The sequence below is a fragment of the Bacillus cereus group sp. BfR-BA-01522 genome (genome assembly GCF_022662635.1).
GTDB classification, from domain to species: Bacteria; Bacillota; Bacilli; order Bacillales; family Bacillaceae_G; genus Bacillus_A; species Bacillus_A cytotoxicus.
Window position 1 is genome coordinate 1 of record NZ_JAKUDY010000010.1, and the last position, 16,673, is coordinate 16,673.

Consider the following 16,673-nt stretch of genomic DNA (forward strand, 5'->3'; position numbering starts at 1 on the left):
GTTCTTGCATTCGTGATGTTCTCATGGATGCAAGCTACTTTACGTTTTTGCTTTTGATAGTTTTTTGCTTCATCCAGTTTGCATTTTCGTTTTAACGCTAATTCCTGTCGCTAATACAGACGGCTTATACTGCAACAATTTTTGCGCACTCTTTAATGCTGTTTCTGCGTGCCATGTTCCAAGTGCAGGAAATGGAAATAGCCATTTCAATTGCCCTGCTACCGCAACTCTTCCACAAGTTTGGAAAGCATCACCAACGATCAGTGCATCGTTTCTTGTATCTAAAATTTTCTGACTAATACAAAAAACAGCCACCTAAGTGACTGTTTTTTTGTTACGTATTAAACTATATAACGCTCCTCCTCTAAAATCTTCGCTGCAATTTCACGCTTCTTCGGAATAACATTCATTGGCGTGTGGCGAGTTAGTTTGCGAAGCGCTGATAGCATCATGCGCAACATATCACCGTTTTCCACTGCGATAATTGTTTCTTTTGCATCTGCTTCAATTTGGTTGAACGCTTCTTGACAGAATACTTCCGTGTATAATACTTTTTGTTTATTCTTTTCGAGACCCGTTGCTTTGATTGCTTTTTCCGTACGGAGCAAGGCTGATTCCATTGCGTATAAATTACTTACAATATCAGCAATATTCACAAGAATTTCCTGTTCTTTCTCAAGCGCTTTACCGTATTTTTGAGCTGCTAATCCAGCTACCATTAGGCCGATTTTCTTCGCATTCTTGACTAAATGTTTTTGAAGTGCTAATGGCTCATCGCCTACTTCTTCTGGCATCATCATCATTAATTCTTCTTGTAGTTTTTGTGCTTTTTGCAGTAATGGTAGTTCCCCTTTCATTGCTTTACGTAAGAACGTACCCGGTACGATTAAACGGTTAATTTCGTTCGTTCCTTCGAAAATACGGTTAATACGAGAATCACGATACATTCTTTCAATCTCATACTCTGCCATGAATCCATAACCACCGTGAATTTGTACTCCTTCATCTACTACATAATCTAATACTTCAGAACCAAATACTTTATTTAATGAACACTCAATTGCATATTCTGCAATTGAAGCTGCTACTGCTTTCCCATCTTTTACTTCTTTCTCAGTTAATGTGCTCATACGACTTTCAAATAAGCCCACTGTACGATAAACAGAACTTTCCGCTGCATATGTTTTCGCTGCCATATTCGCAAGCTTTTCTTGAATTAATGGGAAACGAGCGATTGGTTGCTTAAATTGTTGACGCTGGTTCGCATATTCTGCTGAAATTTCTATTGCGCGTTTTGCCGATCCAACTGTACCAACACCTAGTTTATAACGGCCGATATTTAAAATATTAAATGCAATCACATGCCCTTTACCAATTTCGCCAAGAACATTTTCTTTTGGTACTAATGCATCTTCTAAAATTAATGTACGAGTTGATGAACATTTAATACCCATTTTCTTTTCTTCAGGGCTTGTCGATACACCTGGATATTCTTTTTCTACGATAAATGCAGAAAAGTGCTCGCCATCAACTTTTGCATATACGATAAACACATCCGCAAAGGCTGAGTTTGTAATCCATTGTTTTTCTCCGTTTAACACATAGTGCGTACCTTCTGCATTTAAACGTGCAGTTGTTTTTGCACCTAATGCATCAGACCCAGATCCTGGCTCAGTTAATGCATATGCAGCTAACTTTTCACCAGTTGCAAGTAGTGGTAAATATTTTTTCTTCTGATCTTCGTTACCAAATAATACGATTGGTAATGATCCGATACCGACATGAGCACCATGTGTAATAGCAAACCCACCAGCGCGCGCAAATTTCTCAGCAATTAAAGCTGAACTCACTTTATCAAGACCAATTCCGCCGTACTCTTCTGGTACATCAGCCCCTAATAATCCTAGTTCACCAGCTTCTTTCAATAGACGAACAGAACGATCAAACTCATGTTGCTCTAAATATTCAAGCTCTGGCAAAACCTCATTTACGATAAAGTCTTCTGTTGTTTTTGCTATCATTTTATGCTCATCTGTATAATCTTCTGGTGTAAATACTTGATCAATTGTAATCTCATCAATTAAAAAGCTACCGCCCTTTACTGCATTCCCCACTGTTTTTTCCATGAAAAATTCCTCCTTCATATTTTCATAAGCTGTATCTCTCATGTAACGAGAGATACTAGCTCTTCCTTTATTTTTTCGAACCGTTACATCGCTTCCACATTTTATAGAAGTTCAAACACTCCCGCAGCTCCCATTCCCCCGCCGATGCACATCGTTACGATACCGAATTGCTCATTGCGTCGTTTCATCTCATGAATAAGAGATAATGTTAATTTCGCTCCTGTACAACCGAGTGGATGTCCAAGTGCAATTGCACCGCCATTTACGTTTACTTTTTCCTCATCTAATCCAAGCTCACGAATGACTTGAATCGATTGAGAAGCAAAAGCTTCGTTTAGTTCAAATAAACCAATATCAGATAGCTCTAATCCCGCTAATTTTAAAGCTTTTGGAATCGCCGCAATTGGACCGATTCCCATTACTTCTGGCGGCACACCGGCTACTGCAAAAGAGCGGAATTTCGCCATTGGCTTCATGCCATCGCTCACTGCTTTTTCACGATCCATTAGTAGTACAGATGCTGCACCATCGCTCATTTGCGATGAATTACCAGCCGTTACGGAACCACGAACGTTGAAAGCCGGACGTAATTTCCCAAGTACCTCTAGCGTTGTATCTGCTCTTACTCCTTCATCTTGTGAAAACGTAATAGTTTCTTCTTCCAATTTGTTATTTTCGTTAACAATGCGCAACGTTACTTCTACAGGCACTGTTTCATCCGTAAATTTCCCTTCAGCTAATGCCTTTGCAGCACGTTGATGACTTCTAACTGCAAATGCATCTTGCTCCTCGCGAGAAATTCCGTATTTCATCGCAACTTGCTCTGCTGTATGTCCCATTCCCATATAATATTCTGGTGCTACTTCAACAAGTCGGCTATTAGGACGAACAACATGCCCCATCATCGGAACTAAACTCATCGATTCAGCTCCGCCAGATAATACCGCCTCAGAGTGTCCTAGCATAATGCGCTCTGCACCGTAAGCGATACTTTGCAAGCCTGAAGAGCAGTAGCGGTTAATTGTAATAGCTGGAACATCATAAGAAAGGCCTGCTAATCCACCGATATTCCGTGCCATATTTAAGCCTTGTTCAGCTTCTGGCATCGCACATCCAAAAATTAAATCATCAATCGGTCCTTCATAATTCGCACGTTTTAACGTTTCTTTTACGACTAACGCTCCTAAATCATCTGGACGAACTGTTTTTAATGAACCTTTTTTTGCTTTTCCAACCGGAGTTCTTGCTCCTGCAACAATGACAGCTTCTCTCATGAACGATATCTCCCCTCGTTATTAGTTACGTAATGGCTTTCCTTTTACAAGCATGTGCTGCATTCTTGCTTGTGATTTCATCTCACTTATTAAACTCATAAACGCTTCACGCTCTATATCTAATAAATATTGCTCATCAACTTCTGTTCCATAAGGTACCTTTCCACCCGCAATGACGTATGCAAGCTTTTTCGCAATATGGAGATCGTATTCTGAAATATAACCAGATAAATGCATTGCCTCTGCACCTAGTACAAGCGTTGCATATCCTGTTTCACCAACAACGGGAACCTTTTTACGAATTGGCGGTTTATACCCCGCTTCATATAGTGCAAGAGCTTTTTGTTTTGCATCATATAATAAGTGATCGCCATTCACACTAATGCCGTCTTTATCCCCTAAGAAATTATGAGAAATTGCTTCTTGTCCAGATGTCGAAACTTTCGCCATTGCTATTGTTTCAAACACTTTATTTGCAACCTTTTGCAAATCAAACTCTACGCCTTTTGCCATTTTATTTAAATATTTTATATATAACTCTTTATTGCCGCCTCCACCAGGGATAAGACCTACACCAACTTCCACTAATCCCATATATGTTTCACTAGAAGCTTGAATACTAGCTGTCGGCAAGCAAACTTCTGTACCGCCGCCAAGCGTCATGCCGTATGGAGCTGCGACTACCGGCTTAGAACAGTATTTAATTTTCATCATCGCATCTTGGAAGCTTTTTACAACCCACTCAATTTCAAAGTAGTTATCATCTTGTGCTTCCATTAAAATCATCGCTAAATTTGCACCAACGCAGAAGTTTTTCGACTGGTTTCCAATCACAAGCCCTTTATAATTTTTCTCTACTTCATCAACAGCGTAGTTAATCATTTGCGTAATATCCATACCGATTGCATTACTCTTTGAATGGAACTCTAGGCAAAGAATACCGTCACCTAAATCAATTAAACTCGCTCCGCTATTTTTCTTAATAACACCATGTTTCTCTTTTAATTGTTTCAGAGAAATTGCTTTTTTATTTCGCTCAATTCGCTTGTATTCTCCATTATCGTAATAATAACTTTCACCGCTATCATGCTTATAGAAAGTAGCAAAACCATTCTGTAGCATTTCTTTCACCCATGCTGGAACGACCTTACCGTTTTCCTCCATCTTTTGAACAGATTTTTCTACTCCTATTGCATCCCAAATTTCAAATGGACCTTGCTCCCAACCGAAGCCCCATTTCATCGCTTGGTCAATTGCTACAATATCATCAGCGATTTCCTTATAAAGTTTCGCAGAATATAAAAGAGTTGGTGTGATAATATTCCATAATAACTCTCCTGCACGATCTTTTGTATATACAAGCGCTTTCAATTTATTTGCTAATCCTTTTTCTTGTTTGCTTAATTCTACAGATGCAGCTTTTAATTTTTTACGCTCTTCATATTCCATCGTTTTAGGATTTAATTCTAAAATCTCTTTTCCTTTCTTTAAGAAGAACCCTTGCCCCGTTTTGCTTCCAAGCCATTTTCTATCGAGCATTTCATGCATGAAAGTAGGCACCTTAAAGACATCTCTTTCTTCTTCCTGCACATTTTCATATACATTATTTGCAACATGAACAAACGTATCTAATCCGACAACATCTAATGTACGGAATGTTGCACTCTTTGGTCGCCCAATTAATGGTCCTGTTACAGAATCCACTTCACCAACGCTATATCCGCGTTCCATCATTTCACGAAGTGTTACAAGTAACCCGTACGTTCCGATGCGATTTCCGATAAAATTCGGTGTATCTTTTGCAATAACAACACCTTTTCCAAGAACATCTTCGCCAAATTGTTTCATGAAGTTCAACACTTGTGGGTCTGTATCGTTTGTCGGTATAATCTCTAGAAGTTTTAAATATCGTGGTGGGTTAAAGAAGTGCGTTCCTAAGAAGTGTTTTTTGAAGTCGTCTGAACGACCTTCTGCCATTTTTTCAACGGAAATGCCGGATGTATTCGAACTTACAATCGTACCAAGTTTACGAACTGCATCTACTTTTTCAAATAGTTGTTTTTTTATATCTAAATTTTCAACAACAACTTCAATAATCCAGTCTACTTCAGCAAGGCGTTCAAGATCATCCTCTAAATTCCCTGTTGTAATCAGTGCCAAGTTATCCTTCACAGCAAGAGGAGCTGGTTTTTGTTTCACTAATTTTTGCAGCGCTCCATTACTAAATCGATTTCTTACACTTTTATGCTCTAGTGTAAGTCCCTTTGCTTCCTCTTCTTTTGTCAGTGCCCGTGGCACAATATCAAGCAATAATGTTGGTATACCGATATTGGCTAAATGTGCCGCAATCCCTGAGCCCATTACGCCAGAACCGAGAACAGCAGCCTTTTTAATTTGGAACATCCATTTCTCCCCCTATTCTTGAATGAATGCTCATTCAATTTTTCGACATACGTCGCAATCAATGAGTGAGCCTCTACTAATAAATATATGATACCGCTTGAATTTTCGCAATATATTTAATGATAAAATTTTCTGAAATAAATATTTTTCTTTTATTCGGTTATTCTACAAATGCATAGTTTCTGTAATAGAATATGACAAAACAGGAGGAATATATATGGCAAAGTTAAAGAAAGATCCTTCAAAAGCTGGCGTAAGCGCAGCAAGCGTAACAGGAAATGCTGGTCCTACTGATCGCGGTATTGAAAAGGGACGCCAAGGTAACAATCAGCAATATAAAAAACATAACATGGGTGAAAAATAACGCTATATTTTTGGGCAGAAAACGTGGCATAATGAATATTGGCTACTTTTTCTGCCCAATTTATTTGTAACAAAAGAGGGAAAAATAATGAAACGAACAATAATCATGATTGTAATGATTTCCACACTATTTATCGGCATGATTTTCTTTTCTTATGCACAGAGACAAAAAAATATAAGAGCTGATCAACCTCCTATTACAGGAAAGTACGGCATTACAATCGACGCAGACACTGGTGAAATTCTATATGGAAAACGAGAAGATGAACGTTCTTATCCCGCTAGTATCGCAAAAATAATGACAACTATTCTGTTATTAGAGAATGTAAAAAAAGATGAAGAGATTACAATTACAGAAAATGCAATTAAAACGGAAAGTCAAAGTAAGAAGATTAAGCTTCACGCTGGTGAAAAGTTAAAACGCGATGAAGCATTAAAACTTATGCTTATCATTAGTGCAGATCCTGTTTCTGAATCTATTGCTGAACATATTGCAGGGTCAAAAGAAGAGTTCGTTAAAATGATGAATACAAGAGCGAAAGAACTCGGAACAAAGCATGCAACTTTTAAAAATGCAAGCGGTGCTGATGCACTTGGTAATAAAGTATCACCTTACGATATTGCCATCCTTACAAAAGAAGCATTGAAATATCCAATTGTTTTAAAATATATGAATACAACGCGTACAACACTACATACTTCAGAACGTACTGTGAAACTAGCGAACTATGGCCGAGAAGAATTGTATGATGATCCATATGCAATTGGAAGTAAAAGTGGCTTGTCTGCTTTAGGGAAATATACGGTCGTAACTGTTGATGAAAAAGAGGGAAAACGTGTTATTACCGTTGTTCTTTCTTCTACTCGTCATGAACTATATCCCGACACAAAAAAGATGGCGCATTATGCACTGAAACAATTAAAATAACCCAGGAGATTTTTTCTCCCTGGGTTATTTTTTCATAATTCCTTTTAAAACGAACGCAACATTTGCTGGGCGCTCTGCGAGACGGCGCATAAAGTAACCATACCAGTCATTTCCATACGGTACATAAACGCGCATTTTGTATCCTTCTTTCACAAGCTCCAGTTGACGTTCTGTTCGAATTCCATATAGCATTTGAAATTCAAATTGATCACGTGAAATATTATGTTCTTTCACAAGGTTCTTTGTATATTCAATAATTGCGTCATCATGCGAAGCAATTGCAGTATAATTTCCATTTAATAAGTGCATTTTAATAATTTTTTTATAGTTTTCGTCTACATCTTTCTTTTCTGGGAATGCAACTTCTGGTGATTCCTTATAAGCCCCTTTTACAAGACGTAAGTTCGGACTATATGCATTTAAGTCTTCAATGTCTTTTTCTGTACGATATAAATATGCTTGAATTACAGTACCGATATTATCATACTCAGATTTTAATCGCTTAAAGATTTCAATTGTTTTCCCGCAACGCGAATAGTCTTCCATATCAATCGTAACAAATACACCATTTTCTTTTGCTGCCTCTAAAATCCGACGCATATTGTTCATTACGAGATCATCCGAGATATCTAATCCCATGGAAGTCATTTTTAAAGAAAGCTGGGAATCAAGCTTTTCACGCCCAATTGCGCGAATTGCTTCAATGGATTGATTTGCCATTTCATTCGCTTCTGCCTCATTATCAACGAATTCACCTAAATAGTCGATTGTTACGCAAAGCCCTTGTTTGTTTAACTTTTTAATAGTAGCTGCTGCTAAATCGATTGTCTCTCCCGCGACAAAGCGACCTGCTCCAAAGCGTAAGCCATACTTTTTAGCAAGTTTTGTTAGCGCTTTATTTTTTGATAAGAAAAGAAACGAATTTCGCATTAATTGTTCCATGTAATTCACCCCTATGACTGTACTTTGTCTGTTTTTTACCCCTCTTCTAAATTATATCATTGTTTGAAATTATTTGATACAAATAATTATTTAGATAATTACTATAATACTATAAAATCATTAAAAACCCTATATTTTCGCTTTTAAATATCCCCCAAAATTTTTCGACATTTAAAAAAAACTAGGAAAATAGGTAGATTGACAGGAGTTTATTGCGTTGAAAAATACGAATATCATATAGGTTATCCGTTATCGTTACATAACAATTTCACCTGCATTTTCTCCTCCACCCCAAAACCTTTATAAAGTGAAACTTTAATCAGTGTGTCGAGGTCTCCATCCCCACTGATTATGAGCCCTCACCAATCAGGCTGCCCTAAAATAGCGGGATAAAAGATGGGTCAAGGGAAGTTGTTTGTGAATAAGTCCAAAATATAGGATTTTACTCAAATACTGCAAAAAAAATGGCTCCGATACAATATCGAAACCACCTTTTAGATGCTTACTTATTTTCAATCATTTTATTAAACTGTCCATTTTAGAATGTACAGTTCAAAAGGCCTATATATGTATTACGATTGCTTCTTTCAAAACATTTACAGCTTAAAGCTTTCTTCAACTTCTTTTTTCACAATTTTTGAAACTCTAATGCTGTTTCATTCATCAAACCAAAAAGCTATATACTAGAAATATCTTTATGATTCAAAAAGATAGTATACTCCATAGAAATATGACCCTGTGGAAAATAATAGCATACATAATCCTATATTTTATTCGTTTCAGAGTCCATCTGTTTTCTTACATAAATCATGAATGAATATTTTCCCAATCAACAGAACCTATCGGAAATAGTACTCAATCTGAAGTTTGTTCCCTCTTAAAATAGCTTTTTTACAAAAAAATAAATGATAGATAGTAGGAAACAGGTGCCTATTGTGCCAAAAGCTGCAATTGAAATTTTACCTGCTAATGTTTCATTCGGATCTAATACATTGGGTAAAACTGTACCCAAAATTGCAATACAAGCTAATATAACCATAATATATTTTAAATTTTTGGCTTTCTTATTCATACCATTTATCCCCTTTATTCCTTAATAGTACATGCTACTTTTCTCTCAGCTCCTAATCCATCCCCCTCTAATATCCTCTATTTCAGTTTGAACGACTGTAAAACTATCATTAGGTCCATAAGTTTATTCCCTATTTTCTTTATCTTTTATATCAAATTTATCATAAATATGAGAACTTACAAATAATTCCAATCCAAATGTAAGAAGTCATTTAAATATTTAGATATAGTTATTTCCCAACACCCTGTAATAACAACCACCCTATGAGTTTTTATTACTTTTGACTATGATGTTCTTCATTTACCTTCTTAATATCAGCAATTCATGTTACCATCTCTTCTTTTGCCTCTGGATACGTTTCATTCCAATCTTCACTAAATCCGGCATGGTTTTAGCAATGTATGAGTACAGTGCCCATTTTTTCACTTGTTCTTTTCTTTCTTCGTCCTACTCTTTCCTATATAGAAAAAAGTAGCGAAATCCGCTACTTTTTTCTATAATTTTGATTGAACAGAGTTTAATTTCTTCTCCATCGTACTTTCTTTATCACGACGGTCGTCAATACGAATTGTTGTTGCAACACGCTGTGCACCTTTCGTATATGGCACTTCATGCATTTGTTGAATGACTTCTAAAATGACAGGAAGATCTCCTTCAATTACTGTATTCATTGGTGTCAATTGATACTTCACGCGATCTGCATGTTTCGCTAATACTTTCTGTACTTCTGCTACGTATTCACTTACACTTGGATTTCCTGTGCCAACTGGAATGATGGATACATCAACAATTGCCATGATCATTTTCCTCCTAATAAAATATATATTTACATTTTTTTATTGTACCGAAATATATATTTGTTTACTAATCTTTCGCTTATTCTTCTACTTTAAACTGTGCTACTAATTTTTCTAGGCCTTTCATTTCCTCGCCTAGCATTCGCATCGTATCGGATACTTTCTCTAAGTGAGCCACTTGCGATTCAGTAGATGCATTTACCTCCTCAGAAACTGCGGCACTTTCTTGACTTGTCCCTGCAATTGTTTGCATCACTTCTGTAATTTCTTCTTGCTCATCTCCTATATTTTTTACCTCCCTAACGATTTTTTCAACCGAAGTAATAATCGTATCTACTACAGACATAATGATACGAAACTCTGTTTCTGCTTCTTCTGTAACCTTATTTTGTATATCTGCAATGTCTTTCAATTTACTTACAACGTCTACAACACGCGCAACTTCTAACTGTACATCTCTTATCATCATAGCGATTTCCTCTGTTGCTCCTTTTGATTGTTCCGCTAACTTTCTCACCTCTTCTGCGACTACTGCAAATCCTTTTCCTTGTTCGCCTGCTCTCGCCGCTTCAATCGATGCATTTAAAGCAAGTAAATTTGTTTGATCCGAAATTTCTTTAATGATTTCTACTACATTTTGAATAGATTGTACTCTCTGCTCTAGTTTACAGGAGGCTTCTTCTGTACCATCTACAATAGATGATGATTGTCCTCTTGTGTGAACTAAATGATGCATCGTATCAAGACCTTGTTTAGATGCTTGTTCTGCCTTATTTGTTACTTCCTTAATCGCTTCTACTGATTCAATCATTTGTTCCACTGAATCAGTCATATTTCCAAGTTGAGTGGAAACTTCCTCTACACCATTTGCAAGCGTTGATGCCCCGCCCGTTACATCTTCCATCGCCCCGGAAACCTCTTTACTTGCAGCAACAGTTTCATTCGTTAAATAATGAAGATGACGGGTAGATTGTTGAACGGTCTGTATATTATGTTTAATGCTACTTACCATTTCATTCATCTGGTCAACCATATGATTAAAATGAGTGGTAAGCGTTCCTACCTCATCTTTACTCATCACTTCCATTTTCAATGTTAAATCACCTTCAGCTACTCGTTGAACATGCTTTGTTAATAACTGCAAAGGTCTTGCTAATTTTCTTGCAAATAAAAAAGATACAGTAATCGCAACCAATAAACTCATACATGTCATCCCAATTACTGTATTACGTGTTTCAGATAATACACGATCAATTGTTTCTTTAGGATAGACGATTCCTATTTTCCATTTCATCTTATCAAATAATTGGCTATAGGCTACTATCTCATTTCCTTCTAATTTAGATTCAGCAAATTTCGTTGTATCTTTTTTCAAACTTTGGATAAGCGGCTCTTTTGAAACATCTTTCCCTACTTTTTCTGGATATACAAGCGCAATGTTTTTATCGTTAATGATGAACATTTCCCCAGCATAATTATATTGAATATTATGTAGTAGTTTTTGAATCGTTCCTAGCGATATATCCATCGCTACAACCCCTAATACAGAACCATCCTCACCAACAATCGCTTTTGAAACACCAATACTTAATTTACCTGTTGTAGCCTCATATAAGGGCTGCCCCCAATGAACTGATTTCGTATCTGCCTCAGCATTTTTGTACCACGGTCTAGAAGTTGGATCATATCCCTCTGGTAATGCTCCTCCCCCAGCGAGATTTGCACTTAGCGTTCTCTTATCTTTCGTCCCAATATATAAATCTAAAATATCTGGATGATTCTTTTTGAAGTGTAAAAATTCTTTTAAAATAGCATCCTCATTTTCTGGAGTTAGACCACTTTGCAATGCTTCTTGTACTAAGCTATTTGTTCCATAATGCCCTATATCTTCTTCAATCCCTTGTATAAATGTATGAAGTTGCTCAGTGACAAGATCCATTGTATTTTGAGAATATTGATTGAGTGTATCTTGCGCTCCCTCCTGCTGCAATTGATATACAGTTGTCCCTAAAATTGCAAACAGCAGCGTAATAAGCACTGAAAACACGACTGAAATTTTCAAACGTAAACTTCTCCACATTCCTTTGAAACATCCCCTTCTCGATGAAATTTAATTATGTCAATCGATATATTAAGTATAATAGATAATAAAAAAAGCTCAATCTATATAATTTCAAAAATTTATACTTATTTGTATATATTTCACTATACTCTCTAGAAGAGATCCTTCATGAGTACTTGTCTAAATACAAATCGTTCTTTATTCTTAATATAGAATCTAATTTGTTCGGGAGGCATTATGTTACAAAAATTTGGTTTCTCACAATATGAAAGTCAAGCTTATGAAGTCTTAGTCTCAAGCAATGAACCATTAGATGCAACAACAATTGTCAAACATTCCGGTGTTCCAAAAGCAAAGATATATGAAATATTAGCTCGCCTAATCGATAAAGGAATGGTAATGGATTCCGTTTCAGAAAAGAGAAAGCTATATACAGCATTGCCACTCAAGCTCGCGATTGAAAAATTAACAGCAGAATTCCAAACGAATATTAAAGAGCTTGAAACAAATATTTCCAAAAAATCATTTACAGATGACCGTGTTTGGAGCTTAAAAATGCGATCTTCTATTCAAGCACAAAGTAAACAGATGATGAAAGATGCTAAAAAATCTATCCGTATTTCTGCTTGGAATGATACATTCTTAGAATATCTTCCATTACTGGAGCAGAAGGCGAAACAAGGTGTTGATATTGAAGGCCTTATAGTAGGAAAATCTGAAACAGAACTAAAGAACATTCATTTTCTCATCCCAACAGACGAGCCAAATGCATTAGAGCGTTATTTACTCCTTATCATTGATGATTATGAAATTTTATTTGCTGGTGTTGAACAAGAATCTTGGCAAGCAATGAAAACAATGTCTCAGCCATTTGTAAAATTTTTTACTGAATTTTTCTATCATGATGTGGCACTTGCTAAAATTACCCAAAAGCATCATGAACTCTTTAGGAATGATGAGGAAATTCGAAGCATTTTAATGAAATTGAGGTATTAAATATATAAAAGGAATGCTTGTATACATAATAAAGCATTCCTTTTTTCGTAATAAGAAGGTGAAAATATCCTGATCCATATCTTTTTAAGTAATAGATAATACGTTTTATCTATCGAGAAATAGCACAGGATGCCTTTGCTATTTCTCATCCTGCCTCTTTATTTCATTTAATAACTCAATAATCCTTTCATTTTGCTCAACTTGCTTCTCCGAATTATGATAAAGAAAACGAATCCATCTAAATACAAATATAGTGATAAACAACGGTACTGCCATGAATAAAAAACCAATCATTGAATCATTCATATTTTATCACCTCAATAATTAACCTCTTCTATAACACCGTAGTAAACCCTCTATTTCTTCCAAAATTAAAAGGAATCTAATCACACGATAGATTCCTTTTTAGCCACATGAGTAGATTGTTCTCTCGTAATTGAGAAGATCGCACATAGCAATGCTAAGATGATAAATCCACCGCCGACCCAAGCATTATACATAACAGATGACTTTTCAATAACAATGCCACCTACTGTTGAACCGAGCGCAATCGCTAAAATATATACTCGAAAATTCAACTTTCTCCCCCCTCCGTAAAGTTACTACAATAATAGCAACCAAAAGAGCAAGCAAGAGGAGATTCCTTATCTTCTAGGAGGAAATGTTTCACAAATAAAGAAGCAAGCGATTCCTTCACCTGCTTCTTTAAGGTTATCTTTCTTTTTTCTTATTTAAATACCAATATACAGGAAGTCCTGTCACAACGATTCCAATTGATAAAAAACAACTTATAGGATCATTCATAATCGCACTGCCAATTACAAATAATGACCCGAAAATGGCAACAATCGGTACAATTGGAAATAACGGTACAGTATAAGCACGTTCTTTTCCTTCATTACGTTTTCGTAAAATAAACACTCCAACAAATGTCATTACATAAAAAATATAAATAGTAAATACGGAAATCTCCGATAATTTGTTTGGATCACTTATAATCATTAAAATAATCCCTAAAATAATTTCAAACGTAATTGCATTAACTGGTGTGTTAAACTTTTCATTTTCTTTCGCGATAAATTTCGAAAACGGAAGCTGTCCACGCTCAGCCATGGACATTGGAATACGAGGGAATGTTAAAATCTTTCCGTTCAAACATCCAAAAATGGAGACAATAATACCGATACTAATAATTTTCCCGCCATATTCTCCTAACAACATCTCAGCAGCTGTTGCAGTCGCATTCTCACCAAGATTTACAATTTGCATAGCTGGCAATACTTTTAATAAAGCTAAATTAATTAATACATAAGCAAATGTTACAATTAATATCCCTAATGTCATCGCCTTTGGTAATAACTTTGTTGGATTCTTCATTTCACCGCCAATAGAAGCAAGCAAGATCCAACCATCATAAGCAAATAAAGTTGCTAAAATCGCCATACCAATACTTTGATTTTCCGATAATGGCACAACTACATTAAAAATATCACTATTCCCTTTCCAAAAACCTAACAAAACAATTAATACGACGGGAATCAGTTTCCCAACTGTTGTAATTGTTTGAACAATGCCTCCATACTTTGTTCCAACACTATTTACAGCGCCAAGGAATACAACTGTACCAATTGCAATTGGTAAATTCCACGATGTATCTAAATAAAAGAAGTTAATAAGTAAAGAACTAAAGTACAAACCTAACGTTCCAATGATAGCTGGTCCATATATAACTGTTTGCATCCATCCCGATAAATACCCTAAGAAACTCCCATAAATTTCTTCTAAATATGTATATAATCCACCATTTTTCGGAATTTGCGCTCCAATTTCAGCTACTGTTAAACCACTAGCTAATGTTAATAAGCCTCCAATGATCCAAGCAGCAATCGCCATATTAGAACTACCAGAATAATCCAATACACTCCCTGGCTTCATAAATACACCAGAACCAATAATTGTTCCGACAACGATGGATAATGCCACCGTTAATCCAATTTTGTTCTTCTCATCATGATGCATATTATGTATCCTCCTTCCAATTCTAGTGTGATGCAAAATGAAATAAAAAACACTCCTCCCTCAAAAAGGGACGAGTGTTTTATTCGTGGTTCCACCCTTGTTTGATTAGCAAAGCGCTACACTTTACCAATTTCTCAAGTTTCCATAACGATTTTCATCGGCAAGCAATTACTCACGGATTCACTGCTGCAGCTCAGAGGTGGTAATTCATTCTTTCGTATTAGGAAGCTTACAGCCTAAGGCTTCCCTCTCTGAGAATCGTAAAAAATAAATCATATCCTCATCATCACTTCTTGATGTCGAATTTTGTAGTTACTGTTCATTATATTAGATTTTTCAAAAAAATCAATAATATCGCTGATATAATATATAAAAATATCTCTTCTTATAGTATAACAAAAGCTATCCTATTTTTCGAATCTCCGTATTACTACACAGTAAATATCTTGATTATAGAGTATCTTAACTATCTTTATCCGACCTAGAGATTCAGCAATATAATATAAAAACGCCGCTCTCAATCAGAGCAGCGTTTTTCTCTAGCCATTTTGTAGTTGTCCTTGTTCATGTTCCATGAATTTTCTTAATATAATTGTTTGCATCATTGTGAAGGTATTCCCAGTAACCCAATACAACACAAGTCCTGATGGTGCAGCAAATCCCATAAATAAAATCATTGCCGGCATCATAAACTGCTGAATTTTGAGCATTTGAACTTGATCTTTAGACGTCTGCATCACCTTCATTTGAAGAAATGTCGTGAATGCTGCAAGAATCGGTAATATATAGTACGGATCTGCATGTCCTAAATTGACCCATAAAAACGAAGAGGTACGAATCTCTTCTGTGCGGCTAATTGCATAATATAGTGCCGAAAAAATTGGCATTTGTATAAGGATTGGCAAGCAGCCAGCTAGTGGATTCCAACCACCTGACTTCATGAGTTTTGACATTTCTTTTTGATACTCTTTTTGTTTTTCAATATCTTTGCTTACATCGCCATATTTGTCCTTCAACCTTTGAAGCTCAGGTTGCATTTGCTTCATTTTCATTTGACTGCGATATTGCGAAATAGCTAATGGGATCATTGCAGAGCGAACTAAAAGCGTAATAAGAATAATCGCAACCCCAAAACTCCCGCCAGCTATATGATCATGGGCAAATTGAAGCAAAAATGAGATGGGATAAACAAAGTAGTGATCCCAAATTCCAGTACTATTTGCATCAATAGGACTTGCATGACTGCAACCAGATAAAACAAAAACAAGTAACAATGATAAACAAATGAGCACAGCTCGGTATGATTTTAACATGTTCATTCCTCCAATGTTTCGTAATAAATTAGCGAAACATTGGTGTATACGGACCAGCTTCATCACTCTCATCGCTTGATTCTTGTCTACGAACAGAATGAACCATTCCGTATTTATAAAAAATAGAAAAAAGCAGCCAATGATCTATACTCTCCTCACATGTATCAACAAATGTAAAAGCTTTTTGTCTACTACTCGATGCTTGTTGACGTACAAAATGAGAAATATTAGTAAGGAAAAAAACTTCTAATAAACATAATGCTGTCGTTACAACAGATATATATAAAGCAATATCTTGCAATAAAAAGTCCATCGCTTCACATCCTTAGTAATCTCATTTTAGCATACCTCACCAATATCCTCTATTTTCTTATAATT

Annotated in this window: 14 protein-coding genes, 3 pseudogenes and 1 other annotated feature; of the genes and pseudogenes, 3 read left to right on the forward strand and 14 right to left on the reverse strand. The window is 36.0% G+C overall.

All coding sequences use genetic code 11. The features are described from left to right. Positions 1-69: 69 nt before the first annotated feature. From MR059_RS14695 to MR059_RS14710, 4 genes and pseudogenes are all read right to left on the reverse strand, one after another. A pseudogene (locus MR059_RS14695) lies at positions 70-297 on the reverse strand (hypothetical protein); the annotation flags it as partial. 44 nt (positions 298-341) lie between these two features. After that, positions 342-2,126 carry an acyl-CoA dehydrogenase family protein gene (locus MR059_RS14700; protein ID WP_012096046.1) on the reverse strand — a complete coding sequence of 595 codons (1,785 nt, stop codon included), beginning with the start codon at positions 2,124-2,126 and terminating at the stop codon, positions 342-344. A 101-nt stretch (positions 2,127-2,227) separates the two neighbouring features. After that, a complete protein-coding gene (locus tag MR059_RS14705; protein ID WP_012096047.1) occupies positions 2,228-3,400 on the reverse strand; it encodes an acetyl-CoA C-acetyltransferase in 1,173 nt (390 codons plus the stop codon). A 21-nt stretch (positions 3,401-3,421) separates the two neighbouring features. Then, complete coding sequence (locus MR059_RS14710) at positions 3,422-5,803, reverse strand: 3-hydroxyacyl-CoA dehydrogenase/enoyl-CoA hydratase family protein (protein ID WP_048723191.1); 2,382 nt, start codon at positions 5,801-5,803, stop codon at positions 3,422-3,424. Positions 5,804-6,020: 217 nt separating this feature from the next. Here MR059_RS14710 and MR059_RS14715 point away from each other — a divergent pair, with 217 nt between their 5' ends. Both MR059_RS14715 and MR059_RS14720 read left to right on the forward strand, forming a co-directional pair. After that, positions 6,021-6,167, forward strand: a complete 147-nt coding sequence (locus MR059_RS14715) for a YuzL family protein (RefSeq protein ID WP_012096049.1) — start codon at positions 6,021-6,023, stop codon at positions 6,165-6,167. Between the two features lie 87 nt (positions 6,168-6,254). Beyond that, complete coding sequence (locus MR059_RS14720) at positions 6,255-7,094, forward strand: D-alanyl-D-alanine carboxypeptidase family protein (protein WP_012096050.1); 840 nt, start codon at positions 6,255-6,257, stop codon at positions 7,092-7,094. Positions 7,095-7,118: 24 nt separating this feature from the next. Here MR059_RS14720 and MR059_RS14725 read toward each other — a convergent pair whose 3' ends face one another. From MR059_RS14725 to MR059_RS22495, 5 genes and pseudogenes are all read right to left on the reverse strand, one after another. Then, positions 7,119-8,036, reverse strand: a complete 918-nt coding sequence (locus tag MR059_RS14725) for a proline dehydrogenase family protein (protein ID WP_012096051.1) — start codon at positions 8,034-8,036, stop codon at positions 7,119-7,121. Positions 8,037-8,913: 877 nt separating this feature from the next. Then, positions 8,914-9,108, reverse strand: a complete 195-nt coding sequence (locus MR059_RS14730; RefSeq protein WP_012096052.1) for a hypothetical protein — start codon at positions 9,106-9,108, stop codon at positions 8,914-8,916. Positions 9,109-9,430: 322 nt separating this feature from the next. Beyond that, positions 9,431-9,552: pseudogene (locus tag MR059_RS14735) on the reverse strand (DUF2573 family protein); the annotation flags it as partial. Between the two features lie 50 nt (positions 9,553-9,602). Next, positions 9,603-9,905 carry an MTH1187 family thiamine-binding protein gene (locus MR059_RS14740; protein WP_012096054.1) on the reverse strand — a complete coding sequence of 101 codons (303 nt, stop codon included), beginning with the start codon at positions 9,903-9,905 and terminating at the stop codon, positions 9,603-9,605. A gap of 79 nt (positions 9,906-9,984) precedes the next feature. Further along, positions 9,985-11,985: a methyl-accepting chemotaxis protein gene (locus MR059_RS22495; protein ID WP_012096055.1), complete on the reverse strand. Its 2,001-nt coding sequence runs from the start codon at positions 11,983-11,985 to the stop codon at positions 9,985-9,987. A 219-nt stretch (positions 11,986-12,204) separates the two neighbouring features. Between MR059_RS22495 and MR059_RS14750 the strand changes: the two genes are divergently transcribed. Next, on the forward strand, positions 12,205-12,963 hold the full coding sequence (locus MR059_RS14750; protein WP_012096056.1) for a TrmB family transcriptional regulator: 759 nt from the start codon (positions 12,205-12,207) through the stop codon (positions 12,961-12,963). A 138-nt stretch (positions 12,964-13,101) separates the two neighbouring features. Here the strand turns inward: MR059_RS14750 and MR059_RS14755 are convergent, their stop codons facing one another. The 5 genes and pseudogenes from MR059_RS14755 to MR059_RS14775 form a co-directional block, all read right to left on the reverse strand. Beyond that, positions 13,102-13,269, reverse strand: coding sequence for a hypothetical protein (locus MR059_RS14755; protein ID WP_012096057.1), 168 nt, complete (start codon positions 13,267-13,269; stop codon positions 13,102-13,104). Positions 13,270-13,349: 80 nt separating this feature from the next. Beyond that, a pseudogene (locus tag MR059_RS14760) lies at positions 13,350-13,520 on the reverse strand (MFS transporter); the annotation flags it as partial. Positions 13,521-13,674: 154 nt separating this feature from the next. Next, complete coding sequence (locus MR059_RS14765) at positions 13,675-14,982, reverse strand: APC family permease (protein ID WP_012096059.1); 1,308 nt, start codon at positions 14,980-14,982, stop codon at positions 13,675-13,677. 63 nt (positions 14,983-15,045) lie between these two features. After that, positions 15,046-15,278, reverse strand: a binding site (T-box leader). Positions 15,279-15,521: 243 nt separating this feature from the next. Continuing rightward, positions 15,522-16,295 carry a membrane protein insertase YidC gene (locus MR059_RS14770; RefSeq protein ID WP_048723196.1) on the reverse strand — a complete coding sequence of 258 codons (774 nt, stop codon included), beginning with the start codon at positions 16,293-16,295 and terminating at the stop codon, positions 15,522-15,524. A 28-nt stretch (positions 16,296-16,323) separates the two neighbouring features. Beyond that, positions 16,324-16,608 carry a hypothetical protein gene (locus MR059_RS14775; RefSeq protein WP_012096061.1) on the reverse strand — a complete coding sequence of 95 codons (285 nt, stop codon included), beginning with the start codon at positions 16,606-16,608 and terminating at the stop codon, positions 16,324-16,326. Positions 16,609-16,673 lie beyond the last annotated feature (65 nt).